Origin of the sequence: Kitasatospora sp. NPDC059577 (genome assembly GCF_042735475.1) — a bacterium.
Taxonomy (GTDB): Bacteria; Actinomycetota; Actinomycetes; order Streptomycetales; family Streptomycetaceae; genus Kitasatospora.
In genome coordinates this window covers 107367-132992 of sequence record NZ_JBHWBZ010000003.1, presented here as the reverse complement: position 1 = coordinate 132992, position 25626 = coordinate 107367, and the positions used below count along the sequence as shown (strand labels likewise).

Annotated in this window: 22 protein-coding genes; 15 read left to right on the top strand and 7 right to left on the bottom strand. The window is 74.9% G+C overall.

All coding sequences use genetic code 11. The annotated features are described in order from the left end of the window. Positions 1–21: 21 nt before the first annotated feature. From ACFV0O_RS04545 to ACFV0O_RS04525, 5 genes are all read left to right on the top strand, one after another. The gene (locus ACFV0O_RS04545) at positions 22–291 is read left to right on the top strand and encodes a hypothetical protein (protein ID WP_380336266.1); all 270 of its coding nucleotides are present in this window, start codon (positions 22–24) and stop codon (positions 289–291) included. 40 nt (positions 292–331) lie between these two features. After that, entirely contained in the window at positions 332–730 is a 399-nt protein-coding gene (locus tag ACFV0O_RS04540; protein WP_380336264.1) for a winged helix-turn-helix domain-containing protein, read from the top strand. A gap of 173 nt (positions 731–903) precedes the next feature. After that, a complete protein-coding gene (locus ACFV0O_RS04535; protein WP_380336262.1) occupies positions 904–1449 on the top strand; it encodes a hypothetical protein in 546 nt (181 codons plus the stop codon). Between the two features lie 147 nt (positions 1450–1596). Beyond that, entirely contained in the window at positions 1597–3549 is a 1953-nt protein-coding gene (locus tag ACFV0O_RS04530) for an ABC transporter permease (protein ID WP_380336259.1), read from the top strand. Between the two features lie 17 nt (positions 3550–3566). Next, positions 3567–5093, top strand: coding sequence for an ATP-binding cassette domain-containing protein (locus ACFV0O_RS04525; protein WP_380336256.1), 1527 nt, complete (start codon positions 3567–3569; stop codon positions 5091–5093). A gap of 4 nt (positions 5094–5097) precedes the next feature. Here the strand turns inward: ACFV0O_RS04525 and ACFV0O_RS04520 are convergent, their stop codons facing one another. From ACFV0O_RS04520 to ACFV0O_RS04500, 5 genes are all read right to left on the bottom strand, one after another. Further along, entirely contained in the window at positions 5098–5517 is a 420-nt protein-coding gene (locus ACFV0O_RS04520) for an ArsR/SmtB family transcription factor (RefSeq protein ID WP_380336254.1), read from the bottom strand. A gap of 413 nt (positions 5518–5930) precedes the next feature. Beyond that, positions 5931–6485, bottom strand: coding sequence for a hypothetical protein (locus ACFV0O_RS04515; protein WP_380336251.1), 555 nt, complete (start codon positions 6483–6485; stop codon positions 5931–5933). Further along, positions 6464–7078 carry a hypothetical protein gene (locus tag ACFV0O_RS04510; RefSeq protein ID WP_380336248.1) on the bottom strand — a complete coding sequence of 205 codons (615 nt, stop codon included), beginning with the start codon at positions 7076–7078 and terminating at the stop codon, positions 6464–6466. The genes ACFV0O_RS04515 and ACFV0O_RS04510 overlap by 22 nt, the downstream gene beginning before the upstream one ends. Then, a complete protein-coding gene (locus ACFV0O_RS04505) occupies positions 7075–7428 on the bottom strand; it encodes a hypothetical protein (RefSeq protein ID WP_380336245.1) in 354 nt (117 codons plus the stop codon). Before ACFV0O_RS04505 ends, ACFV0O_RS04510 begins: the two co-directional genes overlap by 4 nt. Positions 7429–7532: 104 nt before the next feature. Further along, positions 7533–7883, bottom strand: a complete 351-nt coding sequence (locus tag ACFV0O_RS04500) for a hypothetical protein (protein ID WP_380336243.1) — start codon at positions 7881–7883, stop codon at positions 7533–7535. Between the two features lie 278 nt (positions 7884–8161). Between ACFV0O_RS04500 and ACFV0O_RS04495 the strand changes: the two genes are divergently transcribed. Next, entirely contained in the window at positions 8162–9250 is a 1089-nt protein-coding gene (locus tag ACFV0O_RS04495) for a branched-chain amino acid aminotransferase (protein WP_380336240.1), read from the top strand. 107 nt (positions 9251–9357) lie between these two features. Continuing rightward, positions 9358–10128, top strand: coding sequence for a TetR/AcrR family transcriptional regulator (locus ACFV0O_RS04490; protein WP_380336238.1), 771 nt, complete (start codon positions 9358–9360; stop codon positions 10126–10128). A gap of 156 nt (positions 10129–10284) precedes the next feature. On the opposite strand, the gene ACFV0O_RS04485 is transcribed toward ACFV0O_RS04490, so the two are convergent. Together ACFV0O_RS04485 and ACFV0O_RS04480 are read right to left on the bottom strand one after the other, a co-directional pair. Next, positions 10285–11922, bottom strand: a complete 1638-nt coding sequence (locus ACFV0O_RS04485) for an amidohydrolase (RefSeq protein WP_380336236.1) — start codon at positions 11920–11922, stop codon at positions 10285–10287. Between the two features lie 133 nt (positions 11923–12055). After that, the gene (locus tag ACFV0O_RS04480) at positions 12056–13507 is read right to left on the bottom strand and encodes an APC family permease (RefSeq protein ID WP_380336676.1); all 1452 of its coding nucleotides are present in this window, start codon (positions 13505–13507) and stop codon (positions 12056–12058) included. A gap of 374 nt (positions 13508–13881) precedes the next feature. On the opposite strand from ACFV0O_RS04480, the gene pstS reads away from it, so the two are divergent. The 8 genes from pstS (at position 13882) to ACFV0O_RS04440 (ending at position 25567) form a co-directional block, all read left to right on the top strand. Further along, complete coding sequence (gene pstS / locus ACFV0O_RS04475) at positions 13882–15000, top strand: phosphate ABC transporter substrate-binding protein PstS (RefSeq protein WP_380336233.1); 1119 nt, start codon at positions 13882–13884, stop codon at positions 14998–15000. 77 nt (positions 15001–15077) lie between these two features. Beyond that, positions 15078–15746 carry a very short patch repair endonuclease gene (locus tag ACFV0O_RS04470; protein ID WP_380336230.1) on the top strand — a complete coding sequence of 223 codons (669 nt, stop codon included), beginning with the start codon at positions 15078–15080 and terminating at the stop codon, positions 15744–15746. Between the two features lie 395 nt (positions 15747–16141). Continuing rightward, positions 16142–16897 (top strand): Crp/Fnr family transcriptional regulator, encoded by a 756-nt coding sequence (locus ACFV0O_RS04465; RefSeq protein WP_380336227.1) that lies wholly within the window; start codon positions 16142–16144, stop codon positions 16895–16897. Between the two features lie 43 nt (positions 16898–16940). Then, positions 16941–17816, top strand: coding sequence for a hypothetical protein (locus ACFV0O_RS04460; RefSeq protein WP_380336225.1), 876 nt, complete (start codon positions 16941–16943; stop codon positions 17814–17816). Continuing rightward, a complete protein-coding gene (locus ACFV0O_RS04455) occupies positions 17809–20772 on the top strand; it encodes a hypothetical protein (protein ID WP_380336223.1) in 2964 nt (987 codons plus the stop codon). The genes ACFV0O_RS04460 and ACFV0O_RS04455 overlap by 8 nt, the downstream gene beginning before the upstream one ends. Further along, complete coding sequence (locus ACFV0O_RS04450) at positions 20769–22457, top strand: hypothetical protein (RefSeq protein ID WP_380336221.1); 1689 nt, start codon at positions 20769–20771, stop codon at positions 22455–22457. Before ACFV0O_RS04455 ends, ACFV0O_RS04450 begins: the two co-directional genes overlap by 4 nt. 4 nt (positions 22458–22461) lie before the next feature. After that, a complete protein-coding gene (locus ACFV0O_RS04445) occupies positions 22462–23085 on the top strand; it encodes a Pycsar system effector family protein (RefSeq protein WP_380336218.1) in 624 nt (207 codons plus the stop codon). 88 nt (positions 23086–23173) lie between these two features. Continuing rightward, the gene (locus ACFV0O_RS04440) at positions 23174–25567 is read left to right on the top strand and encodes a VWA domain-containing protein (protein WP_380336215.1); all 2394 of its coding nucleotides are present in this window, start codon (positions 23174–23176) and stop codon (positions 25565–25567) included. The last annotated feature ends 59 nt before the right edge of the window (positions 25568–25626 follow it).

The following is a 25626-nucleotide window of genomic DNA, read 5'->3' as shown; positions in this document are numbered from 1 at the left end:
CCGTCACGGAGGTGACCTGCCATGACCATCGTCGCCGCTTTCCGACCCGCCCGTCCGTCCACCGACCGGGGCCGGACCCGCGCCGCCCTCGCCGCCCTCGCCGCCGTCGGCCGACGGCTGGCAGCGAGCCCGCTGGACCACGCCGTCCTGCAGGCCGCCGCCGCGTCGGCCGTCGTCCCGGCCGCCACACCGGCGGGCGACCGCACGAGCGGGATGCGCGCCCGTTGGCGGACCGCCACCGCCCCGGACGGCACCACCCGGCTGGAGGCCACCTGGCACCTCGCCCGCTGACCGACCCTCCTGTCCCCTACCCTCCGAGGGAGCATCCGCCATGGTCGTGCGCCGCCCCAGGCTCGACGCCGTCTTCTCCGATCACGCCCCCGCCCCGCCCCGACGCGCCGCAGCCGGCTCCGGACCCGGCTCCACCGCCGCCGGCCTCGTGGTGGACACCGAGCAGCGGACCGTCACCGTCGACGGCCACCGGCTCACCCCGCTGCCCTACCTGGAGTTCGAGCTGCTCGCGCACCTGGTCGGCAACCCGCTGCGGGTCCACTCCCGCCGCCAGCTGATGGAGGCGGTCTGGGGCCGCCCGGACACCGGCGAGAGCCGCACCGTCGCCACCCACATCGCCAGGATCCGCCGCAAGCTCGGCCCCGGGCACCGGGAGGCGATCGCCACCGTCCGCCAGATCGGCTACAAGTACGACCCCCGGCTGGCCCGCGTCGCCTGAGCACACCCACTCCCGGCACCGCCGAAGGAGGACCCGCCATGACCCGCACCGCTCTGTTCCACCGCTCCGCCTCGTTCCCCCGGAGCTCCCCGTTCACCCGGAACGGTCCATTCACCCGGAACGGTCCGTCCTCCCGGAACGGCAGGTCTCCCCGGAGCCGCGGAGCGACCGCGTTGTCCGGCGTCCTGCTCGTGCTCGCCCTCCAGGGCCTCGCCGTCGGCCTCGCGCCGGGCCCGCTGCGCCTCTTCCTGTCCGGTGTGCTCATCGGCGCCTCGGTCGCGGGCCTGCTGCTCGCCCTGCTGCTGGCCACCGGCCGGCGGCGGGCGGGCACGGCCCGGACGGCGGACCCGCAGAACCCGGCGGACCTGGCGGACCTGGCGGACCTGGCGCGCCGACGGAGCGCACGGAGCGCGCAGGCCGGGACGAACGCACCGGGCGACGACGACACCCAGTGGTTCACGGCCCGCTCCCTGGAGGGCTTTCCGATGGAGCAGGTCCGGCCGCTCCTACTCGCCCCCGGCACTCCCGGCCTGAACCGGCTCTACACCGCCTGGATGTTCGCCACCCACGGCCAGGACCCGCAGTGGATCGCCCACCACCTGGACCTTCCCACCCCGACCGCCCGCCTCCTGGTCACTGCCGCCCGGAACCGTCCCTCCCCCAAGACCCCACCCGGAACCTCCCCCCGAACCTCCCCCGAGACCCCATCCGGAACCTGATCCGGGACGCAATCCACGAGGTGACCCGCGGCCTGGCCCGGGACGCACCCCGGAAACACTCCGGGGTGCACCCCATGCGCAAAGGTCCATTTGCACACAGACGTACGAACGGAGCAGACTGCCGGGGTTTGCGCCGGAGGTACCGCCATGACCCTGCCGAAGCCCGCCCCGGGCACGAGTCCGGCCACGAATCCGGCCACGGACCCGGGCACGACCCCGGGTACGACCCCGGTCCGGCCTGCGGGCAGGTCCCCGGACACGGCCCCGGTCCTGTCCCGGATCCTGTCCCGGGGGCCGCTGCCCACCCCCCGCACGACCGGCCGCCTCGGCCGGGGCGTGTGGGTGGACCTGGTCGTCGCGGCCGCCGTCCTGGTCCTGCTGTACACCGGGCTGCGGCTCGGCGGGGACACCACCGTCCGGTTCGCCACCGCCCGGGACGCCGTCGTCGACACCGACCCGGCCCGGCTGCCGTACGACGCGGCCCGCACACTGCTGCGGATGTTCGCCGCACTCGCCGTCTCGGTCGTCTTCACCTTCGGCTACGCCTACGCCGCCGCCCGCAGCCGCCGCCTGGAACGCGTGCTGATCCCCGCCCTGGACATCCTCCAGTCGGTGCCGGTGCTCGCCTTCCTGACCGTCGCGGTGACCGGCTTCCTCGCCCTGTTCCCCGGCTCGATGGTGGGCCTCGAATGCGCCGCCGTGTTCGCCATCTTCACGTCCCAGGCGTGGAACATGACCTTCGCCTTCTACCACTCGCTGGTCTCCCTGCCGCGTGAACTCGACGAGCTGTCGCGCTCGTTCGGGTTCAGCCGGTGGATGCGGTTCTGGCGGGTCGAGCTGCCCTCGGGCATGATCGGCCTGGTCTGGAACGGCATGCTGAGCTTCGGCGGCGGCTGGTTCTTCCTGGTCGCATCGGAGGCGATCAGCGTCGACGACCAGCGGTACGCGCTGCCCGGGGTCGGCTCGTACGCGGGCGCGGCGATCGCCGCCGGGGACCTCGGCCGGGTCGGCTGGGCGATCGCCACCATGGTCGTGCTGGTGGTGGGCGTCAACTTCCTCTTCTGGCGGCCGCTGACCGCCTGGGCCGAACGGTTCCGCAACGAGCAGTCCGAAGCCTCCTCGGTCCAGCGCTCCGTCGTCCTCGACCTGCTGCGCCGATCGCACCTGCCCGCCCTGCTCGGCCGGGTGCTGCGCCCGGTCGGGCGGGCGCTCGGCCGGGCCGGCCGGCTGTCCGGCACCGGCCGCGGGCCGCGGTCGGGCCGACCCGCACACCCCGCCCGCCCCGGCGTTCCCGGCCACAACGGCCACCCAGGCCACCCAGGCCACCGCCCCCGTCACCTCCCCCACCCCGCGCGACAGCGGGCCGGCGACGTGGTCTTCGCCGTCGTCGCGGGCGGCATCGTGCTCTGGGGCCTGGTCGACCTCGGCCGCTACCTCGCCGACCGCACCGGCCTCGGCGTGTTCGGCGAACCGCTGCTGCTCGGTCTGGCCACCCTGGCCCGGGTCGTCGTCCTGGTCGCGGTGGCCACCGTCGTCTGGGTGCCGGTCGGAGTGCGGATCGGCTTCTCGCCACGGCTGACCAGGATCGCCCAGCCCGTCGTCCAGGTGCTGGCGAGCTTCCCGGCCAACCTCCTCTTCCCGCTGGCGGTCTGGCTGCTGCTGCGCACCGGTCTGTCGATCGACGTCGGCGGCATCCTGCTGATGGCGCTCGGCGCCCAGTGGTACGTCCTGTTCAACGCCATCGCCGGTGCCATGGCCATCCCCACCGACCTGCGCGAGGCCATGGACGACCTCGGCGTGCACGGCTGGCAGCGCTGGCGTCGGCTGATCATCCCCGGTGTCTTCCCGGCATACGTCACCGGCGGCATCACCGCCTCCGGCGGCGCCTGGAACGCCTCCATCGTCTCCGAGGTGGTCACCTTCGGCGGCACCACGCTCACCGCCACCGGCCTCGGCGCGTACATCGCCCGGGCCACCGAACGCGGCGACCACCCGCACCTGCTCGCCGGCGTAGCGGTGATGAGCCTCTACGTCGTCGCCCTCAACCGCCTGTTCTGGCGCCGGCTGTACCGGCTGGCCGAGCGCCGCTACTCGCTCTAGTCCCGGAGACCCCGCCGATGCGCCTCCCCTTCTTCCGCGCCGCCGCCTCGACGGCCCGCCGGGCCGTTCCCGCCCCGCCCCCCGGGCGGGACGAGGTCCTGCTGGAGACCGTCGGGCTGACCAAGGCCTACGCCGGGGCCGACGGTGAGTTGCCCGTGCTCTCCGGCATCGACCTCACCGTCCGGTCCGGCGAGATCGTCGCGCTGCTCGGCCGCTCCGGCTCCGGGAAGTCCACTCTGCTGCGCTGCCTGGCCGGGCTCCTCCCGCCCGGCACCGGCACCGTCCGTTACCGCGGCACCCCGCTCACCGGGGCCAACCCCGGCACCGCGCTGGTTTTCCAGACCTTCGCCCTGCTGCCCTGGCTGACCGTCCGGCAGAACGTCGAGCTCGGCCTGGAGGCGCGCGGGGTGGCACCCCGCGAACGCGCCCGGGCCGCCGCCCAGGCCATCGACCTGATCGGCCTGACCGGCTTCGAGTCCGCCTACCCCCGCGAGCTCTCCGGCGGCATGCGCCAACGGGTGGGCTTCGCCCGGGCGCTGGTCGTCGAACCCGACGTGCTGCTGATGGACGAGCCGTTCTCCGCGCTCGACGTCCTCACCGCCGAGCACCTGCGCGGCGAGCTGCTGGAACTGTGGGACTCCGGCCAGTTCCCGACCCGGGCCGTCGTCCTGGTCACCCACGACATCGAGGAGGCGGTGCTGATGGCCGACCGCGTCGTCGTCCTCGGCACCCGCCCGCACGGCACCATCCGGGAGACCGTCGAGGTCGGTCTGGAACGGCCGCGCGACCGCGACTGCGCCGCCTTCGACGACCTGGTCGACCGGGTCTACCGGATCATGACCGGCCGCCCCAAGGACCCCCGTCCGAACGGCCGTTCCGGGCCCGTCGGGTGGAACGACGGCGCACCGGAGGGGGCCCGGCCCGACGACGGCGCACCGGACGGAGCCCGACCCGACGACGGCGCACCGGACGGAGCCCGACCCGACGACAACGTCCTCCGCCCTGAGCGCCCGACGGTCGCCACCACCCCGCTTCCCACGGCCACGGTCGACGGTCTCTCCGGACTCGCCGCGACGATCGCCCACCGGGGCGGGCGCTGCGACCTCGTCGACCTCGCCGACGAACTCGGCCTCGACATCGACGACCTGCTCCCCCAGGTCGACGCCCTCGACCTGCTCGGCCTGGCCGCCCTCCACGGCGACGACCTGGTCCTCACCCCGGACGGTGCCGCGTTCGCCGGCGCCGACGCCCAGGACGCCCGCGCGGTCTTCGCCGGCGCCGCCCTCGGCGTCCCGTTGATCAGACTGATCGTCAACAGCCTCGGCGACCGGCCCGGCGCGACCGTCCGCGCGGGCTTCCTCCGCGACCTGCTCGCCCGCCACTACACCGGTGACCGGACCGACCGGCAGCTGGAGACCGCGACCGACTGGGGACGCTACGCCGGACTCTTCACGTACGACTCGGACCGGCAGGAGTACCGGTCGGAGCACCGGCAGGAGTACAGGTCGGAGCACCGGTCGGACCCGCCGCCCCCGGCCCGCTGAGGGCTCACCCGGCCTGGCCGGTCGCCGGGCGGCGACGCACCGCCCGGACGGCGCGGGCGAAGGGCTGCGGGGCGGTCGCCCCGGCCGGGGCCGCGCCGCCGTCGCCGCCGTCGCGGCGGGAGGGCAGGTCGTTGGCGATCAGGGCGGCCTCGGTGAGCAGGCCGCGCACCTCGGTGGCGCGGTAGAAGATCCGCGTCCCCTCCCGGCGCGCCACCACCAGCCCGGCCGCCCGCAGCTTCGCCAGGTGCTGCGAGGTCGCCGCCACGTGCGCGCCCAGCAGTTCGGCCAGCTCGCTCACCGGCGCCTCCCGCCGGCTCAACGCCCACAACAGCCGGTACCGGGACGGATCGGCGACCGCCTTCAGCACCGCCACCGCCCGCTCCGTCGCCTCGGAGTCCCAGGCTTCTTCGTCCGCACCACCCATACACCGATCGTACCGACGCCACCCCGTCCTCATCCCGGCCCCCGTCGTACGCGGGCCGTCGGCCCCGCCGGCTTCCGGCTTCCGGCGCGCACACCGCCCGCGCACACCCCGCACTCGCCCGCACACGGCCCGTTCCGCACGCCCCGTCACCCCCACCGGACGCCCGTTCCCCCGCGCTGCGCGCCCCGTCGCCCCCACGTCCCACCCCTGGTCGAGCCCCACCGCGCCGTCCCGGCGGCACAGGATCGACAGTAGGCGGGCGGGGACGCCCGGATAGTCCACCTGAACCCCCGGCCGGGGCGGGTCTGAACCACCCCGGCCGGGGGGTGCGGGCTGCACGGCGGTCACTCCCGGACGCGCTCCCTCCGGGCCCCCTACCGCCGGCCGGGTGCCTCGGTCTCCCCCGCGCCCGCTCAGCGCACGTCGACCGTGAAGCGCCGCTCGTCCTGGTCGGAACTCCCGGGGCGGCCGACGTGGTTGGGGTTGTGCAGGGTGATGGTGGTGCGGCCCGGATCGGGGCCGGCGCGGAAGACGAAGTAGTAGCGGCCGCCGGAGCCCGCCGAGCCGGTGGCGCCGACCAGGTCCCCGAGACCGACGTTCTTGACGTACTCGTCGCCCACGGCCCGCACGGAGGCACCTCCCGTCGACGCACCGGCGGACGAGCCGGCGGACGAACCGGCCGACGCACCGACCGACGCACCGACCGACGCACCGACCGACGCACCGACGGACGAGCCGGCCGACGGGTCCGGTTCGGCCACGGTCCAGACCTGCCCGGTCACCCGGTGGGCGCTGACCTCGACGGAGAACAACTCGCCCGGCCTGACGCTCAGTTCACCGGAGGTCTGGGCGAAGACCGTGCCGTGGTCGAGCGTGCCGGTGGTCATCCGGTGCACCACCACCGCGCCCGCCACGCCCGCGACGGCCAGCACGGCGACCGACGCGATCAGGATCCGGCGCCACGGCACGCGCTCGCCTCCCGGTGGGTGACCCGCAGCGCCAGGACGGCGGCGACCGCGTCCAGCCATCGGGCGACCAGCAGGTCCCCGGTCACGTCCCCGGCGACCATCGAGGCCGCCTCCAGCCAGCCGCGCGCCACGGCGGCCGCCGGGCCGGGCAGCGGTTCGGGGAGCGCGGCGGCATGGCGGGTGCCGCCGGAGCGGACCACCTCACCGAGGAAGACCAGGGCGCGCGGCAGGGCGCCGAGCCGGTCGACGTCGTCGGCGGAGGCCTTGACGACCTCGGCCGCCTTCTCCCCGACCTGTCCGGCCCAGGCGTCCGGCAGGTGCTCGGCGCCGACCCGCGCCACCTTCATCTGGATGATGTCCAGCTGACTGTTCGCCGTGTTGTACGCGGCGGCGAACTCGCCGAGCTTGCCCGGGTCCCCCTTGGGCGCTGGCAGCTGCAGGGCGTCGTGGACGGCGTACTTGAGGTCTCCGGCGCCCCACATGCCGTGGGACTCGTCGATGGTCTTCTTGAGCCGCTCGGCCTGCTCCCGCTGGTTGCCCAGGTCGATGCCGAACGGGCCGAGCGGGTTCGGGCTGTGGTCGGGCACCGTCACGCCCCCTGCTGCCGGCACTGCTCACCGACGACGTGGTCGGTGCCGGTGTAGTTGGCCGCGGTGGTGTGCACCCGGCCGCCGAGGTCCTTCAGCGCGTCGACGTTCACGCCCAACTCGTCCTGCCAGGCCTGCCAGAACGCCTTCGCCGCGTCCCCCGCGCCGTACTCGCCGAAGGTGTCCTCGCCGGACATGCCCAGCGTGCCGAGCGTGTCCTTGACCGATCCCACGTCGGTGCTCGCCGTCACCAGCTGGTCGCCCGCGTCCCCGAGCTTGTCCGGATGGGCGCTGAACCCCGCCCCGGCACCGCTGCCGCCACTTCCACTGCCGTTGCCACTGCCGTTGCCGCTCATGCGTCTCCCCCGATTCCCGGTCGTCGCCCGGTCGTTGGTCGGTCGTCCGTCTCCGGCCGCCCGGTCGCCGGTCGGCCCCCGGCCGTTCCTCCGTGGAGCGGCGGTCAGCCCAGCGGCAGTTCTGCCGCCCGCCCCGGCCTGAACACCCGCTTGGAAGGGTGGTCGCACAACCCGCCCGATCCACCCGGAACGATCACAGGATCGAGGGGATCCCTTGGGGAACCGCCGCGTCCTCCGTCGGCCGCTCGGCACGGCACGGCGGCGTCCACCCCGTCCATCTCCAGCGTCAGGCGCTCCTCGGCCGCCGCGCCGTCCCGCCGGACCGCCACCCGGTACTCGTCCTGGAGGCTCCGCGGTACGGCGACCGTGCGGACGGTGCGGGGCACGCCCTCGACCTCGATCGCGCACCCCTTCACGACCGGGAAGTCCCGCCCCTGCCAGGAGAGGTGATCCACCCGCCACCGCTACGGGGGGAACCTCCGTGTCCGTTCGCCGTGCCCGGTTCGTCCCGGCCGCCTCGCCCCCGCCCTCGCCCTCGGCGTCGCCCTCGGCGTCACCCTCGGTGTTCACGCTCGGCGTCACGCTCACCGCGACCGGAACGGGCCCGGGCGCAGCCCCAGGGGACCCCCACGTCCCGTATCCCGTCCGGCTGATGGCCGTTAGCATGACGGGCGAGGCGTCGGCAACCGGCGCCCGATCGGGCAGATTCCGCTTCGGTGCTGAGGAGTTGACGATGCGTCCCGCATTCCCGCTGGTCCGGACGACCACCCCCGTACCGGAGGCGGAGCGACGCGCCGTCCTCGCCGAGCCGGGCTTCGGCAAGCACTTCACCGACCACATGGCCACCGCCGCCTGGACGACGGGCGAGGGCTGGCACGACCGCCGGGTCGGGCCGCTGGCGCCGTTCTCGCTGCACCCGAGCGCGTCGGTGCTGCACTACGCGCAGGAGATCTTCGAGGGCCTGAAGGCCTACCGGCACGCCGACGGCGGCGTCCGGCTGTTCCGGCCCGAGTTCAACGCCCGCCGCTTCGCCCGCTCCGCGGAGCGGCTCGCGCTGCCCGTGCTGCCGGAGGAGGACTTCCTCGCGAGCGTCGAGGAACTGGTCCGCGCGGACGAGGCGTGGGTGCCGGGCGCCGGGGGCGAGGCGAGCCTCTACCTGCGGCCGTACATGTTCGCCTCGGAGGCCTTCCTCGGGGTGCGGCCCGCCGAGGAGGTCGTCTACTCGGTCATCGCGAGCCCGGCCGGGCCGTACTTCCCCGGCGGGGTCACCGGCATCACGCTGTGGGTCAGCAGCCGGTACACCCGCGCCGGGCGGGGCGGCACGGGCGCGGCCAAGTGCGGCGGCAACTACGCCTCCAGCCTGGCCGCGCAGATCGAGGCGCGGGAGCACGGCTGCGACCAGGTGCTGTTCCTGGACGACACCGGCGGCGAGGGCGACCTGGAGGAGTCCGGCACGATGAACCTGTGCCTGGTCACCTCGGGCGGCGAGCTGGTCACCCCCGGGCTCGGCACCATCCTCGACGGCGTCACCCGGGACTCGATCCTGGCCCTCGCCGCCGAGTTCGGCCTGACACCGGTCGAACGCGCCGTCACCTTCGCCGAGTTGCGCGCAGGCGCCGCCGACGGCAGCGTCACCGAGGTGTTCGCGGCCGGCACCGCGGCGGTGATCACCCCGATCGTCGCGCTGGAGGGCGAGGGCTTCGAGTTCACCGTCGGCGGCGGTGCGCCCGGCAAGTACACCCTCGACATCCGCGGGCACCTGCTGGACATCCAGTACGGACGCGCCGAGGACCGGTACGGCTGGCTGCGGCGGGTGGTCTGACCGAGTCCCGGCCCGCCGCACTCCGCACCCCACCCCACGCCGCCCCGGACCACTTCGTCCCGCCTCGCCCCTTCTCTCCGTCAACGCCGTTGACATAGCCTGCGGGCATGACCGACCGCGTGATCCCCGAACCGCAGCGGAGGCGCCGGCGCCCCACCAAACAGGGCGTCGTCCTCTCCGCCGAGCTGATCGTCGACACCGCGATCCGGCTGATCGGACAGCACGGCGCCGACGCGCTCACCGTACGGCGCCTCGGCGCCGCGCTCGGCGCCGACCCGAGCGCGGTCTACCGCTACTTCCACAGCACCGACGACCTGCTGCTCGCCGTCGCCGACGACCTCATCGGCCAGGCCCAGCACGGCTGGCAGCCCACCGGTGACTGGCGCGCCGACCTGCGCGCCATCGGCCTGCGCATCCACGCCGCCTACCAGGCCCACCCGCAGGCCGCCCTGCTCGCCGCCCACCGCACCACCGGCCGCGCCCACGAGATCGCCGCCGTCGAGACCATCCTCGGCATCCTGCGCACCGCCGGCTTCCCGGACCCGGAGGCCGTCCGCGTCTACCACGCCTTCGTCGACCAGAGCCTGGGCTTCGCCGCCCTGGACGCCGCCGCGCTCGCCCTCCCGGCACCCGCCGCGGCCGCCGACCTCCGGGTCTGGCAGGCCTCCTACGCCCGGCTCGACGCCACCACCCACCCGCACATCGCCGCGACCGCCGAACTGCTCACCGGCGACATGCGCCGCAGCGGCTACCCGTACGCCCTGGACCTGCTCCTCGACGCGGCCGAGGCCCGTCTCCGGGCGGCCTCGCACGACGCGGCGGGAAGGAGCCACGCGGCGGGCGGGGGCGACTCGGCGGGCGACGTTGACGACGGCTGACCGCCGGCCCTCGGACACGGCACCGCCGGTGGTGCGCCCCCGTGCGCTCACCACCGGCGGCCGGCCCGCCCCGGGCCTCCTGCCCGCACCCCGGGGGCTCGGACCGGCACCCCCGGGCCTCGGAGCCGCGGCCCGGCCCCGGATCCCCGGCCGGGCTCACTCCGCCGCGTGCACCAGCTCCCCGCCCACGTAGGTCCGCAGCACCCGGGCCTGCGCGATCTCCCCGGCCGGCCCGGTGAGGACGTCCCGGTCGAGCACGACCAGGTCCGCGAGCCGGCCGGCCGCCAGCACACCCGCGTCGTCGTGCCCGTTCACGTACGCGGACCCGGCCGTGTACGCGGCGATGGCGGAGCCCAGGTCGAGCCGCTGCTCGGGCAGGAAGACCCGGCCGTCGGTGGCCTCCGGCTCCATCCGGTTGACCGCCACGTGCAGGCCCGCGAGCGGGTCCGGGCTGCTCACCGGCCAGTCGCTGCCCGCCGCCAGGGTGGCGCCCGCGCGCTGGAGGTCGCCGAACGGGTACTGCCAGGCGGCGCGTTCCGGGCCGAGGAAGGGGATGGTCAGCTCGTCCATCTGCGGTTCGTGGGCGGCCCAGAGCGGCTGGATGTTGGCGATCGCGCCGAGCCGGGCGAAGCGGGCCAGGTCGTCCGGGTGGACCACCTGGAGGTGGGCGAGGTGGTGCCGGGCGCCGCGCCACCCGTTGGCGGTCCGGGCGGCCTCGACGGCGTCCAGCGCCTCACGGACGGCCCGGTCGCCGAGCGCGTGGAAGTGCACCTGGAAGCCGAGCGCGTCCAGTTCGGTGACGTACCCGCGCAGCGCGTCCGGATCGACGAAGCTGAGGCCGGAGTTGGGGGTGGCGCAGCCGCAGCCGTCCAGGTACGGGCTGGTCATCGCGGCGGTGAAGTTCTCCGCGATGCCGTCCTGCATGATCTTCACCGAGCCGGCCCGGAACCTCCCGTGGCTCAACTCCTCTCGCCGTCGCACCAGTTCGGCGATCTGCTCGGCACCCCGGTCACGCTGCCACCAGAGCGCGCCGGTCACCCGGGCGGTCAGCGCGCCGGAGCGCGCCGCGGCCAGGTAGGCGTCGGACGGGTCCGGCTGGCCGTTGAACTCGCCGAGCAGCGCGTCCTGCCAGCCGGTGATGCCGAGCGAGTGCAGCAGCCGCTGGGCGCGCAGCAGCCCGTCCAGCCGGTCGGCGGCGGTGGAGGGCGGCACCAGCCGGGCGACCAGCGCGGTGGCGCCCTCCTGCAGCGTGCCGCCGGGGGTGCCGTCGGCCTCGCGCTCGATCCGCCCGTCGGCCGGGTCGGGGGTGTCCCGGGTGAGGCCGGCGAGTTCCAGCGCCCGGGTGTTGGCCCAGGCGCCGTGGTGGTCCCGGTTGGTCAGGTACACCGGCCGGTCGGGGACGACGGAGTCCAGCAGCCGGCGGGTCGGCAGGCCGCCGTCGAAGCTCTCCATCGACCACCCGCTTCCGGTGATCCACTCCTGCCCGGGATGGGCCTGCGCGTACGCCCGGATCCGCTCCAGGTAGTCGGCGACGCCGACCGTCCCGGTGAGGTCGCAGGCCGCCAACTCCGTTCCGCCGTACACCGCGTGGATGTGCGCGTCCTGGAAGCCGGGCAGCAGCAGCTTGCCGGTGAGGTCCACGACCTCGGTCTTCGGCCCGATCAGCTCGCGGACCTCGTCGTGCCCGACGGCGGCGATCCGCTCGCCGACGACGGCCAGGCTGCTCGCCCTCGTCCGGGCGGCGTCACCGGTGTGGACGGGGCCGCGGGTGAAGACCAGATCGGCCTGGGTCATGGGTGGTGCTCCGTTCTCGTGCAACTCGTGTCTGCCGGATCCCTCGGACCCCTCGGATCTCTCGGATCCCTCGCGCGTGGCGCGACGTGCTTCGCCGTGCGGCCTTTCGTCGTCCTCTCCGTCGCCGTGCGCCCTACGACTCCTGAACGGCCGGGGAGTTGCCCGGATCCCCCGCGCCGTCCAGGAAGTACGGCGAGCGCCGCCGCCAGCGGGCCCAGGCCGCCGCCGGCAGCCCGGTGACGACCATCAGCGTCACCACCGTCAGCTCGAACCACCCGTTGTCGGCGGACAGTTCGAAGTGGTCGGTGGAGTCGTAGAAGGTCCAGGCGAGGTAGCCGCCGACCGCGAGCAGTGCCGCCGCGCCCAGCAGGGGGCCGACCACCGCGCGCAGCGCCTCCACCGGGTCGGTGCGCAGCAGCCCGCGGAACCGGACGGCCGCGGCGACGGCGGTCAGCGCGTAGTAGAGCGCGACGATGACGCCGATCGCGTTGACGGCGGCCGAGATCAGGTCGTTGACGGTCGGGATGGCGATCGAGGCCAGGGCCAGGGCGACGGCGACGCCGGTGATCAGCAGCGTGCCGACGGCGGGCGTGGCGTGCCGGGGGTGCAGCCGGGTCCAGACCGGGCCGAGCACCCGGTCGCGTCCCATCGCGTACATCCCGCGGGCGGTCGGGATCACCGAGGACTGCAGCGAGGCCACCGCGGAGAACATCAGCGCGATCAACGGCAGTGCGGCAAGCGGCTGGTGGGCGAGCCTGGTGCCGAAGTAGGTCAGTCCGTGCGCGCCGTTGTCCGCCAACTCGTCGATCGGCAGGACCCGTTGGAACGCGGTGCCGGCCAGCAGGAAGAGCAGCAGCATCACCACCAGGGCGAGTATGCCGCCCCGGGAGGCGTCGCGCGGGTCGCGCACCTCCTCGCCGACGCTGAACACCGACTCGAAGCCCCAGTAGCAGAACACGGCCAGCACCATGCCCTGCGCGACGGCGTCGAAGGAGGGGATGTCGAAGGGGTTGAACCACTGCACGGAGAACGGCTGGTCACCCGCGAACAGCCCGTACCCGCAGAAGCCGAGCAGCACCGCGTACTCGAACACCAGCAGCGCCTTCTGCAGCCGGGCGGCCGTCTCCAGCCCGCGCACCGCGACCAGCGCGGCGCCGACCAGGACGACCAGGCCGAGCAGGGTGCACTGGACGGTGGAGTCCGCGTCCAGCCGCAGGCCCGCGACGCTGCGCAGGTGCGCCTCGTCGAGCAGTTGGATGATCGACGAGCCGGTGACGGTCGTGGTGTACGCCATGAACACCACCGTGCCGACGGTGTTCACCCAGCCGGTGAGGAACCCCAGCCAGGGGTTGAGGATCCGCCCGACCCAGCGGTAGCTGCTGCCGGCGTCCGGCTCCACCGCGTTCAGCCGCCCGTAGCCGCCCGCGATCGCGAGCACGGGCAGGAAGGCCAGCAGCATGATCGCCGGCAGGTGCAGGCCGACCACGCCGGCCATCAGGCCCAGGCCGATCCCGATACTGCTGGTGGCGGCCGTGCTGGACGCGGCGATCGTCGCGCCGTCCAACAGGCCGAGCGACTTTCGCATCACGACGCTGGAGCCGCTCGCGTCCGTTCTCGGGCCGCCGCCCGTGTCCTTCACCGTCGATGCCAACGGATCACCGCCTTGGTCGTGGGGGTGCACGTGTGTGGTCGTGGGGTGCACGTGTGTGTGGGGGAACGCGCGCACCTCGGGGGCGGTGCGCGCGGGAAGTGCGAGCCATGAAACAGGTGGCCCGCGCAACACGTCAATGCCGTTGTCATAAGGGCGGGGGGCCGTCGCGTCCCGCCCCGACCCCCCGCCCTTCACCACGGGTTCACCCGTGCCCGGAACCCGCGTTCACCCGCGCCGCCTACGGTCTTCGCGCCGAGGTCACCGAGACCGCGTCCACGGACGCACACGCCGACGAGAGGGATCCACAGATGCTCCAGCGCAACCGCCGGTCCGCCACCCTCGCCCTGAGCACGATGGCACTGGCAGGCGCCCTGTCGCTCACCGCCTGCGGGAGCGACGACAACAAGACCGGGACGGCCACCGCGAACGGCTCCGCGCCCGCGGTCGCCTGCGGCAAGGGCGGCACCCTCCTCGGCGCCGGCTCCACGGCGCAGGGCAACGCGATGGACCTGTGGAAGACCACCTACGCCACCTCCTGCTCCGGCACCACCGTCAACTACAGCGGCGGCGGCTCCGGTGCGGGCGTCCAGCAGTTCACCCAGGGCAAGGTCGCCTTCGCCGGCACGGACTACGTCCTCAAGCCCGCCGACGTCGACGCCTCCAAGGCCGTCTGCACCGGCGGCAAGGCCATCGGCCTGCCGATGGTCGGCGGCCTCGTCTCGCTGGTCTTCAACGTCGACGGCGTCGACGACCTCGTCCTGGACGGCCCGACCGCCGCCAAGATCTTCGACTCGCAGATCACCAAGTGGAACGACCCGGCCATCGCCGCCCTCAACCCGGGCGCCAAGCTGCCGGACGCCGACATCCAGTCCGTCCACCGCTCCGACGACTCCGGCACCACCTTCAACCTCACCTCCTACTTCGCCAAGACCTCCGGCGGAGCCTGGAGCGCGGCCCCGGACAAGGCGTGGAAGGGCAAGGGCGGCCAGTCCGCGAACGGCAGCGCCGGCGTCTCCGCCCAGATCAAGCAGGTCAAGAACTCCATCGGCTACGCCGAGCTGTCCTACGCCCAGATCAACAACCTCAAGAGCGCCCGGATCTCGACCGGCGCCACCAAGCCCGTCGAGGCCACCGCCGCCAACGCGGCCGCCACCTTCGCCACCTCCACCGTCGTCGGCGCCGACGGCGACCTCGCCCTCTCCCTCGACTACGGCACCAAGGCCGACAACGCCTACCCGATCGTCCTCGTCACCTACGAGGTCGTCTGCGACAAGGGCAACAAGGCCGAGTCCCTCGACACCCTCAAGTCCTTCCTCGCCTACACCATCGGCGACGCCTCCCAGAAGGCCATCGCCGAGAAGGGCTACGTCCCCCTCCCCGCCGCCATCGGCGACAAGGTGAAGACCGCCGTCACCACCCTGGCCTGACCCACCCCCGGCCCGGCCCCTCGACGGGGGCCGGGTCCGGCAGGGCCCCTGTCGGACCCCGGCGCCAGAATGGGGTCATGCCCTCCTTGGAGACCACTCCGAAGATCCGCGCCCGGATGAGCAAGCAGCGCAGTCACGACACGGGAATCGAGGTCACCCTCCGCCGCGCCCTGTTCGCGGCCGGGTTCCGTTACCGCGTCCACCGCAAGCCGCTCAAGGGCATGCGCCGCGAGGCCGACATCCTGTTCGGCCCGGCCCGCGTCGCGGTCTTCGTCGACGGCTGCTTCTGGCACGGCTGCCCGGAACACGCGACGTGGCCCAAGAACAACGCCGAATTCTGGCGGGAGAAGATCGAGAAGAACCGGGCCCGGGACCGGGACACCGACGCCCGCCTCGCCGACGCCGGTTGGCTGTCGGTCCGCGTCTGGGAGCACGAGAGTGCCGCCGAAGCCGCCGAGCGGATCGCCGCCCTCGTCGACGGGCGACGGCCGGGGCGTGGGCGTGGGCGGAACGCCGGGGAAGCAGCGACCGAGTACGTCGCACCCCCTGTCGCCGGCTCCGCCTCCACCTCCACCTCGCCGACCGTCGTGTCGGTCCGCCGGACGGTGTCGACCGAGTTGGTCAGACCGGCGCCCATGACGCCGAGGGCGGGCATGACGCCGACGACCCGTGCCGCGCACGGGCGGAGGACGGCCCCGGCCTCCGCCATGCGGTCAACCGTCCCGTCCTGCTGCGACCTTCCGTAACCACCGGCGCGCAAGCCCGCTCCCGACCCCTCTCAGGGGGCGCAGCCGGAGCGTGTGCGCCGGGCGCAGGAGCGGATACAGCGCACGTAGCCGGAATTCGCGCGCGGGGGCGCACTCCGGCGCATCGAATGTGTACACCACACTGTTGCCAAGAGATATCCGAATCGTGTCCGAAAAATCCCCGAGTTCGCCACAGAACCCCTTCTGACCTGCGGAATCACCACCCGGAGTGCGGCCCGGCGGGTATATGTGAAGACGCCCCACAGGTCACATCCGACTCTCTGGCACCACAACGCCTCCATTGTGAGAAATTCGGCCAAAATCCGGCCCCGGCGGGTCTACGATCTCCCAACGTCAGACCGGACCAGGGCCGTCGGTGATCACCAGGGGGTGGCATGGGCCTGCTCGGCGGCGACCTGCCGTTCGCCCGAACACTCACGGCCCACGACCTCGAAGCCCTCACCTCACTCGGAGCCCCGCGGACCTTCGCACCGGAGCAGCACCTGCTCTCCGAAGGGGACCGCTCGACGCACGTCCTGCTGGTCCTGACCGGCTGGTCGATGGTCTTCACGGCCATCGACCGGGGCGCCACCCGGCTCGTCCTCGGACTCCGCGGGCCGGGCGAACTGATCGGCGAACTGGCCGCGCTGGACCAGCGTCCGCGCAGTGCGACGGTCCAGGCGCTGGGCCCGGTCGAGGCCCTGGTGATCCCCGGCGACGGGTTCCGCCGGTTCCTGGCCGAAAGTCCCCGGGTCGGCAGTCAGGTGATGACCCAACTCGCCTCCCGGCTAAGGGACTCGGACCGGGAGCGGTCGGCCCTGGCCTCGCTCACCGTGGTGCAGCGGCTCGCCCGCCGCCTGGTCGAGTTCTCCCACGCCGACGCCACCTCCCGGCCGGGCCGGGACGACGTCGCCGCGGTGGTCCACCTGGCCCAGGACGAACTCGCCGCCACCGTCGGCGCCACCCGCGAGGCGGTGGCCAAGGCGCTCCGGCTCCTGCGCGACCAGGGGCTGGTGCGCACCGGCACCCGGAAGGTGGAGATCCTCGCCCCCGCGCCGCTGCTGCTGCTCGCCCGGGGGCCGTACGACCAGCGCCCGGAAGCTCGACGGCGCGCGGGAGGCGCGCCCGGACCGAACGCCCGGCGCGTGTAAACCGCCACAGACAACCCGGCGTGCGGCGCCGGATCCTGACGGCGTGTCGAAGACAACCATGGGGGAGAACGTGGACGACCAGGCAGTCGACGCGGTGTACGAGCTGGTGGTGGGCGTGGACGTCCGGAGGTCCGGCGCCTACGACGATCCGGGCAAGACCCGGATGCGCCGGCAGCTCTACGCCGTCCTGGACCGGGCCTTCGCCCGGGCCGGGGTGCCGGCCCGGGTCGTCCACCGGGAGGACCGCGGCGACGGCGTCCTGGCGACCATCGCCTCGACCGTCCCGCCGGCGCGGATCATCGGCGTCTGGGTGACCGAGGTGCACGAGCAGCTGCGCCAGGAGAACCGCGACCTGCGCACGCCGCTCGGGCTGCGGATCGGCCTGCACGTCGGGCCGGTCACCCACGACTCCCAGGGGGTCAGCGGCCACGCCGTGGACCTCGCCTGCCGCCTCACCGACGCGGACACCGCACGCCGGTTGCTCGAACGCGACCGTGCCGACCTGGTGGTGGTCGTCTCCGATTCGCTGTACCGGGAGGTGGTCCGCCACGGCGGCCGCTTCGTCGACCCCGAGCACTACGCGCCCGCCCGGCTGCGGCTCAAGGACGGCGAGGTGCCCGCCTGGATCAGGCTTCCGGGCCGGCCGCGGCCCGCCCCGGTGCCCGACCACGACGAACCGCCCGCCGACGGGCCGACCACAGGGGAGCCGGCCAACGGCGGGACGTCCGACGATCGCGGCACCGACGGCGGGGCGCCCGGCGACGCACCACCGCACCGCGCCGACGCGAACGCCGGCGCAACGGACACCAGCCTCACCGGCTCGGTCAACGTCGGCGGGGACTTCTCCGTGCACCGCGACAACACCTACCGCGCGCCGGTCCACATCGGCCGCACCACCGGGGGAGACCGCCGTGGCTGAACTGCACGGGGCACCCGACGCCGCCCCGGAACGCCGTACCGAGGAACCCCGCCGCCGGGACGACCGTGCCCGGGACGACCGTCGCCGGGACGACCGCGGACGCGGCGACAGGCCCGGGCGGGAGGACCGTGCGCGGGACGAGCGTGACCGTGCCGACCGCGGCCACCCCGAGCGTGACCGCGACCGCCCCGGCCGTGAACGGGACAGCGACCGTGCCGACCGCGACCGCGACCCGAAGCGGCCGGGCGGCGAGGAGCCGGGGCGCCCCGAGGACGGGCCGAACCGCCCCGACCGCGACGAACCGGCCCGCCCCGAGCACGACCGTGAGGAGCAGGAGCGCTCCGAACACGAGCGCGCCGCCGGCCGCTTCCGCGAGCGCAGCCGCGACCGGCTGCTGGACGAGCAGGAGGAGGAGGGCGGCGCCGCCACCGGCATGGCCGCCACCTCCCGCGCCCACCGTTCGGCCCGCTCCTCCTACCAGGTCGGCGGCGACCACACCCTCTTCGACCGCTCGGTGTTCCACAGCGCCCACATCGGCGACGTGCACCTGCGCCTGGACAGCCGGCAGGCGGTCGGCGCGGTCAGCGGCCCGGTGCCGGAGTCGGAACTGCGACGGGTCCGCCGGATCTACCGCGAACCGGACGGGTACGTCGGCCTCCAGCGGGCCCTGCGCCACCAGCACGTCCTGGTGCTCGCCGCCGCCCCCGGCACCGGCCGGACCTGCACCACGCTGGCCCTGCTCGACGAACTGACCGACGTCGAGCCGGCCGAGGACGACGCGGCGGGCACGGCGGACACCGCGGACACGCCCCCCTCGGACGGCGGCCAGGAGCCGCCCGCCCGGGTCTCCCGGGTCGCGCCGGACACCCCGGTGAGCCGGCTGACCGCCGTGGTGCGCGAACAGGAGCACCGGCACCGCGGCTACCTGCTGGAACTCCCGTCCGGCGGCGGCCGCCCGGTCCTGCCGCCCGAGGAGCTCGAACTCGACGCGCTCGCCGCCGCCCTGGCCGCCCGGGACTCCTTCGCGGTGCTGGTGGTCGCCGCCGGCCCCACCGCGGCGCCGCTGCTCTCCGGGCGGTACGGACTGATCTGCCCGCCCGCGCCCACCGAGGAACTGCTGCGCGCCCGGCTGGCCGAACGGCTCGCGGAGGAGGCCGACCGGGCCTTCGAGGACGACCCGGGCGCCGACCGCCGGGAGACGTTCGGGCGGGGCCCGGGCGCCCGGACGTCCGCACGCGCCGAGGAACTCGCCGACGACCCCGAACTGCGTGCCGCCGTCGGCCTGGAGGATCTCCGGCCCGCCGAGGCCGAACTGCTCGCCGACCTGATCGCGGCCCACGTGCTGGGCCGGCTCGGCCGCGCGGACCTGCTGGACGGCTGCGCCAGCCTGGCCCCGCAGCAGGCCCAGGAGTGGTTCGCCGGCGCCGACCGGGAGATCGCCGACACCACGGACACCAGCGAACGCTCGGCCGCCACGGTGCTGCACCCGACCGCGTCGCGGATCGCCCTCGCCGTCCTCAACGGTTCGGCACACAGCACCGTCGCGGAGGCCGCGCACCTGCTCACCTGGGAGCTCGCGATCGCCCGCGACCCGGCCAACGCGCCCGCCCGGCCGCTGTTCTGCGACGACCCGACCTCCGATCTGGCCTTCCTGCGGGCCGAGTTGACCACCGGCGAGGTGGAGACCGCAGGCATCGGCGCCCCGGCCCGGATCGTCCGCTACCGGGGCGCGGCGCTGCCCGCCGCAGTACTCGCCGAGGTCTGGGACCGCCACCACCCGGCCCGCGAACCGGTGGTCCGCTGGATGCGGCTGCTCGCCGACGACCCGCGGCCCGAGGTCTGGGTGCGGGCAGCACTGGCCTCCGGCGAGCTGTGCGCCCGGGACTTCGCCACCGGCTACGAGAAGCTGGTCCGCCCGATGGCCACCGCGCCCGCCACCCAGCGGCGCGCGTTCGCCGCCACCGTCCTCGACCAGACCGCCCGGCACGAGAGCCACCGGCCCACCGTCCGGGCCCTGGTCCGCGACTGGGCCGGCTCCGACTCGGCCCGGCTGCGCTGGACCGCCGCCATGGCGCTCGGCTTCGGCCGCATCGCCCCGGTCGAGGAGGCGCTGGACCGGCTCGCCCGGATCGGCGCCGACGAGGACGAGGACCAGGCACCGCTCGCCTCGTACAGCGCCGTCCGGCTGCTGTCCGGCCCCGACGACCGGGCGGTGCTGCGCCGGATCGCCGAGTGGACGGCCGACCGCCGGGTGCCCTACCAGGACCTCGGCCTGCTCACCACCGTGCGGCTGGCGCTGACCACGGTCGGCGAGGTGTGGGACGGCGAGGACTCGCCCGACCTCGCGGAACTCCTCGACTGGCCACTGCCGTTGGCCATCGCGGCGACCCGCCCTGACCGGTCCGGGGCCCTGGCCGACCTGATGTGGACGGCGTTGCGCACCCCGCGCTCGCACGAGGCCGCCGTCGACTGCCTGGAGTACTGGCTGCGCGGGGCCGTCCCCGAGGAGGACGGCGGGCCGGAGGACGGGCCGGACACCCGGCGCGGCTTGGCCGCGCTGCTGCCCCACCTGATCGCCGAGGACCGCGAACGACAGCTCCTGGACTGGCTGTTGCGCCGGATGATGAACGACCCCGACGACCCGCTGGACAAGACCGCGGCCCGCCGGCTCTGGCACCTCGCCACCAGCGGCCGACCCGCCCCCGACGACCGCCGGGGGGAGCTCGTCGCCCGGCCCCGCCCGGAACGCGGCCACCGGGACGACCGGCGCCGGGACGACCGACGCCAAGACGACCCCGACCGCGACCGCGACCGCGACCGCAGCCGCGACGACCGACGCCAGGACGACCGCGGCCGGGACAACGGCCGCCACAACGACAGCCGGCCGGAGCGGAACAGGTCCGCCCGCGACCACCGCGATCACCGCCACCAGGACCCGGAGGAGGACGAACGATGACGGACACCCCCAAGCCCACCCCGACGCCCGCCCGGAAGTCCCCCGGCGGGGCCGGGCCGGCGACGACGCACCCCGCCGGTCCGCTGCTGAAGGAGTACCCGCGCCCGGAGACCGGCATCCGCCGGCCCGGACCGGGTGTCGCACTGGTGGTCTTCTACCGCAACGGCGGCCACAGCGTCGTCACCGCGAGGGGCAACGAGCACGTCGACCGCCCCTTCCTGGCCCGCCCGGTGACGGTCTGCGAAGTGGCGCGCGGCACGCACGTCACCCGGATGTCGCTCCAGGTGCCGGCGGCCGGTGGCACCACCTTCTTCGAGGTCGAGGTGGACGTCCAGTGGACGGCCACCGACTACCTCAAGGTGGTGGACGAGCAGGTGACCAACGTGGCCGTCCGGCTGCGGGCCCCGCTCACCGAGCGTCTGCGGGGCATCTGCGCCGGCTACCCCGTGTCGGCCGCCGCCGAGGCCGACCGTTCCGTCAAGGCCGCCTGTCGCAACGGCCAGTGGGACGACCTGGGGTACGACCTCGGGCTGAGCGCGGAGCTGTTCGTCCGCTTCGCCGTCGACCGCAAGACCATCACGCACGCCGAGGAGGTCCGGGACGACGACCACCGGGGGACGATGGCCGAGCGCGAGCACGTGCACTCCCTGACGGGCGAACACCGCTCGGGCGAACTGCTGCAGCTGAGGATGCAGAAGTTCCGGGTGATGCTCGACGGCGGGGAGTGGAGCCAGATCTGCTTCATGCTCGCCGACAACCCGGGCGAGGCCCGCGCCTTCATGGAGCTGCTGCGCCAGGAGGCCCGCGCGGACAAGCGCGAACTGCTCGAACACACCCTGGACCTGGTCGAGAAGGGGGTGATCCAGTCCGCCGAGTTGGAGAGCCAGGTCCGCGAGCTGCTCGGCACCGGGGTGTACCGGGTCGAGGGCAGCTTCGGCCGGCCGCCGGTGCGGTCCGCACCCCGGCGCGGGGAACTCCCGGCCGGCGGGCACCACGACGATCCGGACGACCGCCCTGACCACCGGACCGAGGACCACCGCGAGGACCGCCGGGGCGAACGGTCCGAGCGCTACGACCGGACCGAGCGGACCGACCGGACCGACCGCGGGACCGACCGGACCGACCGCGGGACCGACCGCCACACCGAACGGAAAGCCCCTCGGCACGACGACCCCGACAGCGGGCCCGACCACGACGGCCCGGCCGACCGCACCCGGCGCACCGGGTGGGACGACGGCGACCGCCGGGACGCCCCCCGCTCCGCCCCCCGGACGGACCGCGCCGCCGGCGCCCCCGACCTCGTCCAACGCCCCTACACGCCATCCTGGTTGGACACCGAGCCGGAGCCGCCCCGGCGCGCCGCGGCCGACACCCGGCCGCGCCGGCGCCCGAGCGAGGCGTTCGACGACTGGGAGCCCGGCGCGGCCCGGGACGACCGCGCGCAGTGGTCCGACCGCGACGACGACCGCGCCCCCGAACCGGACCGCGCCCAGGACCGCAACCTGGACCGCGGCCGCGACCGCGCCCAGGACCGCGCCCAGGACCGCGACGACCGGTACGCGGGCGGGACACGGAACGACCGGGTCGGCGACGCTCACGACGACCGCGACGACGACGGTCACGACGACCGGGACGACCGGGACGACCGGGACGACCGCCCCTGGTCCCCGGTCCGGGGGTGGTGACGCCATGACCGAGACCCCTGCCGCCCCCGCGCCACCGACCCCGCGGCCCGTCTCCGCCGCCGGGTCCACCACCCCGCCCGGGTCCACCACCCCGCCCGGGGCCGCCCCCACCGCCCCCGTCCCACCGACCGCCCCCAAGCCCCCGGACGCCCCCGACGAGACCCGTTTCGTCGCGGACCGCCTGCTGGCCGCCGTCCGCGAGGACATAGGCCGGGCCGACACCAAGGCCTCGATCCTGCTCACCGCCGCCCTCGGCCTCCCGGCCCTGCTGCTCGGCCGCAGCTGGCCGGACGGCCGCCCGGCCGGGCTCGCCGCCGTCCTGCTCGTCCTCGGCGGCGTGTTCTGGGCGGCCGGAGCCGTGGCGCTGGTGCGGGCGATACTGCCGCGCACCGGCACCCAGCGCGATCACGAGGGCGTCACCTACTTCGGCGACCTGCTGCCCGCCGGGGGCCGGACGGCACTGGCCGACCGGGTCTCGGCCGCCGGTCGCGACCCGGTCGGCTGGCTGCTCGTCCAGGCCGTCGACGTCAGCACCATCCTGGCCGCCAAGTACCGCTGGATCCGCTGGGGCGTCGGTTGCCTGGCGCCCGGCGCCGTCCTCACCACCGCCGGAGTGCTGCTCGCCTGAGCCCACCCGGTCCGCCCCCACCCGCCGATTTCCCGGCCGGCCCCGCCGGTCGGCCGGGAACACGCACCCTGATCCGGAGGAGATGACGGTGCTCCACCTGTCCCTGGCGCCCCACCGCGGGCGCGCCGCGACGGCCGCGACCCGGCCCCGATCCCGGCCCCGCCGGCCACGGCGCGGCTTCGGACGCGCCGCGGCCGTCGTCACGGCGGCCCTGTTGACCACCGGCCTGCCCGCCGCTCCGGCCGGCGCCGACACCCCGCCGCCCACCCCCACGTCGGCGTCCCCGTCCGGGGCACCGGCCGGCGCGCCCGGAACGCCCTCGGCGACGATCGGCCCGGTCGACTACGCCGTCGCCGTCGACGAGTCCGGCAGCCTCAAGCCCGAGGACCTCGAACGCGAGCGCGCGGCCGCCGTCCGGATCGCCCTCGGCGAGGTCCACCACGCCTCGACGGTCGGCATCTTCGGCTTCGCGAGCGCCGACCAGCCGGGCCAGCACCCGGTGGACGAGGTCTGTCCGCCGACCGCCCTGGACGCCGCCGGCCGCGACCGGATCGGCGTCTGCGTCGCCGGGCTGCACAGCCGCACCCCCGCCGAGGGCCAGGGCACCGACTTCCCGAGCGCCGTCCTGCAGGGCATCAGCCGGCTCACCTCCGGTACCGACCCCGCCGTCCCCCGGGTGCTGTTCGTCCTCACCGACGGCAAGCTGGACGTCAAGGACAGCCCCGCGTACGGCGATCCGGGCCACCGGGCGGCCGCCGGCGAGGAGGCCCTGACCGCGGCGCTGGCCGCCGCCAAGGCCGCCGGCATCCAGGTCTGGCCGCTCGGCTTCGGCGCGGAGCCCGACCAGGCCGCACTGGACCGGATGGCCGCCGGCGGCTTCCAGGAGGGCTGCGTCGGCCTCCCGGGTGCCAAGCCCCGCGCCTCGGTGGTGAAGGACTCGGGCCAGGTCGGCGCCGCCCTGGAGGCCGCCTTCGCCGCCGCCCACTGCCTGCGGAGCGAGGGGGTGCAGACCGGCCGCCCGCCGGCCGACCTGCCGGTGCGGATCTCCCCGCTCGCCACCGTCGGCAGCATCGTGGTCGACAAGGGCGACCCGGCGGTGACCGCGACCTACTTCGACCCGAGCGGACGCCCGATCACCGGCGCCGGGTCCGACCCGGACTCGACGTTCGAGTTCTCCGGGCGGGACAAGGCCATCGAGTCGCTGCGCATCACCGACCCCATGCCGGGCCAGTGGCGGGTCCACCTGGACGCTCCCGAGGGCCACCGGTCCCAGCTGGCCAGCGTCAGCGTGCTCTGGCGCGGCGCCCTGAACAGCTCGATCAGCCTGACCCCGCCGTCGCCGCGGGCCGGCGAGAAGGCCACGGTGACGGTCAAGCTGCAGACCCGCAAGGGCCTGGCGATCACCGACCAGCAGGACCTCAAGGACCTCGCCGTCACCTCCGTCCTGGAGGGCGAGGGCTTCCCCGCCGTCCGGGTCGACCTGGCCGACGACGGTGCGGCCCCGGACGCCAAGGCCGGTGACGCCACGTTCACCGGCGCCGTCACCGTCCCCGCCGGTGCCACCGGCCGGATCACGGCGTCCAGCACCCTGACCGCCTCCGGCCTCGCCGCCGACCAGAACCGCCCGTTCAGCTCGGTGGTCTCCCCCGCGGTGCCGCTGGTCACCGCGGCCTTCTCGCTGGACGGCGACCACCGCGTCCACCCCGGGGACACCCTCAAGGGCACCCTGAACCTGCGCAACGACGACACGGCGCCGCACATCCTGCACCCGGCCGTGACCGACGTCGCGCCCGGCCTGCTGACGCTGTCCCCGGACTCGATCACGCTGGCGCCCAAGGAGTCCCGCAGCGTCGGCATCACGCTGACCGCCGGCGACGCCAAGGCGTTCGGCCGGCTGCTCGGCCACGACGGCGTCACCGTCGGCGGCAAGGTCTCCGTCGTCGACACCTCCGACCGCGACCGGGTGGTCGCCGACAGCCCGCTGTCCGTCACCGTCACGCCACCGCCCAGCTTCCTGGACGAGTGGTGGTGGGCCCTCCTGCTGCTCGGCATCCTCGTGGTGGTCGCCGTGCTGGCGCTGCTGGTCGTGCTCCGGGCCAGGAAGACCGGGACGTCCCCGGCCGGGCTGGAGCTGGTCCTGCTGGACGGCCGCGGCCGGGAACTCGGGAAGCTCACCGCCGACGGCGGGTCCGGCGGCTGGTACGGGTTCGAGGTCAGCGGCGTCGGCGGCCCGCACCCGCGCCTCGTCCGCCGGCCCGGCGGGACGTACCGGGTCCAGCGCAGCCAGGACGGCGGCGCGGTACTGGAGGTCCGCCGCCGCACCCGCCACCGGCTGGGCGCGGGCACCCCGGTGGAGCTCGCCGACGGCCTGAGCCTGACGCTCGGCGCGAGCCGCCGCCCCGGCCCGGGCACGCCGCCACCGGCGTCCGGCAGCCGGCCGGGCCGGACCGAGCGGACCACCCCGCTGAACGACCTCCTGTGACCCGAACCGCTGCTCCTCACCGCGACCCACGCCCACCTCGTCCCACCCGACACCCGAGC

What these genes read in the sequence shown, in the direction of transcription:
- ACFV0O_RS04480 (WP_380336676.1), bottom strand. Translation starts at nt 13,507, where the DNA reads ATGCGAAAGTCGCTCGGCCTGTTGGACGGCGCGACGATCGCCGCGTCC.
- ACFV0O_RS04445 (WP_380336218.1), top strand. Translation starts at nt 22,462, where the DNA reads ATGACCGAGACCCCTGCCGCCCCCGCGCCACCGACCCCGCGGCCCGTC.
- ACFV0O_RS04465 (WP_380336227.1), top strand. Translation starts at nt 16,142, where the DNA reads ATGGGCCTGCTCGGCGGCGACCTGCCGTTCGCCCGAACACTCACGGCC.
- ACFV0O_RS04450 (WP_380336221.1), top strand. Translation starts at nt 20,769, where the DNA reads ATGACGGACACCCCCAAGCCCACCCCGACGCCCGCCCGGAAGTCCCCC.
- ACFV0O_RS04525 (WP_380336256.1), top strand. Translation starts at nt 3,567, where the DNA reads ATGCGCCTCCCCTTCTTCCGCGCCGCCGCCTCGACGGCCCGCCGGGCC.
- ACFV0O_RS04540 (WP_380336264.1), top strand. Translation starts at nt 332, where the DNA reads ATGGTCGTGCGCCGCCCCAGGCTCGACGCCGTCTTCTCCGATCACGCC.
- ACFV0O_RS04505 (WP_380336245.1), bottom strand. Translation starts at nt 7,428, where the DNA reads ATGAGCGGCAACGGCAGTGGCAACGGCAGTGGAAGTGGCGGCAGCGGT.
- pstS (WP_380336233.1), top strand. Translation starts at nt 13,882, where the DNA reads ATGCTCCAGCGCAACCGCCGGTCCGCCACCCTCGCCCTGAGCACGATG.
- ACFV0O_RS04545 (WP_380336266.1), top strand. Translation starts at nt 22, where the DNA reads ATGACCATCGTCGCCGCTTTCCGACCCGCCCGTCCGTCCACCGACCGG.
- ACFV0O_RS04485 (WP_380336236.1), bottom strand. Translation starts at nt 11,922, where the DNA reads ATGACCCAGGCCGATCTGGTCTTCACCCGCGGCCCCGTCCACACCGGT.
- ACFV0O_RS04470 (WP_380336230.1), top strand. Translation starts at nt 15,078, where the DNA reads ATGCCCTCCTTGGAGACCACTCCGAAGATCCGCGCCCGGATGAGCAAG.
- ACFV0O_RS04495 (WP_380336240.1), top strand. Translation starts at nt 8,162, where the DNA reads ATGCGTCCCGCATTCCCGCTGGTCCGGACGACCACCCCCGTACCGGAG.
- ACFV0O_RS04490 (WP_380336238.1), top strand. Translation starts at nt 9,358, where the DNA reads ATGACCGACCGCGTGATCCCCGAACCGCAGCGGAGGCGCCGGCGCCCC.
- ACFV0O_RS04530 (WP_380336259.1), top strand. Translation starts at nt 1,597, where the DNA reads ATGACCCTGCCGAAGCCCGCCCCGGGCACGAGTCCGGCCACGAATCCG.
- ACFV0O_RS04520 (WP_380336254.1), bottom strand. Translation starts at nt 5,517, where the DNA reads ATGGGTGGTGCGGACGAAGAAGCCTGGGACTCCGAGGCGACGGAGCGG.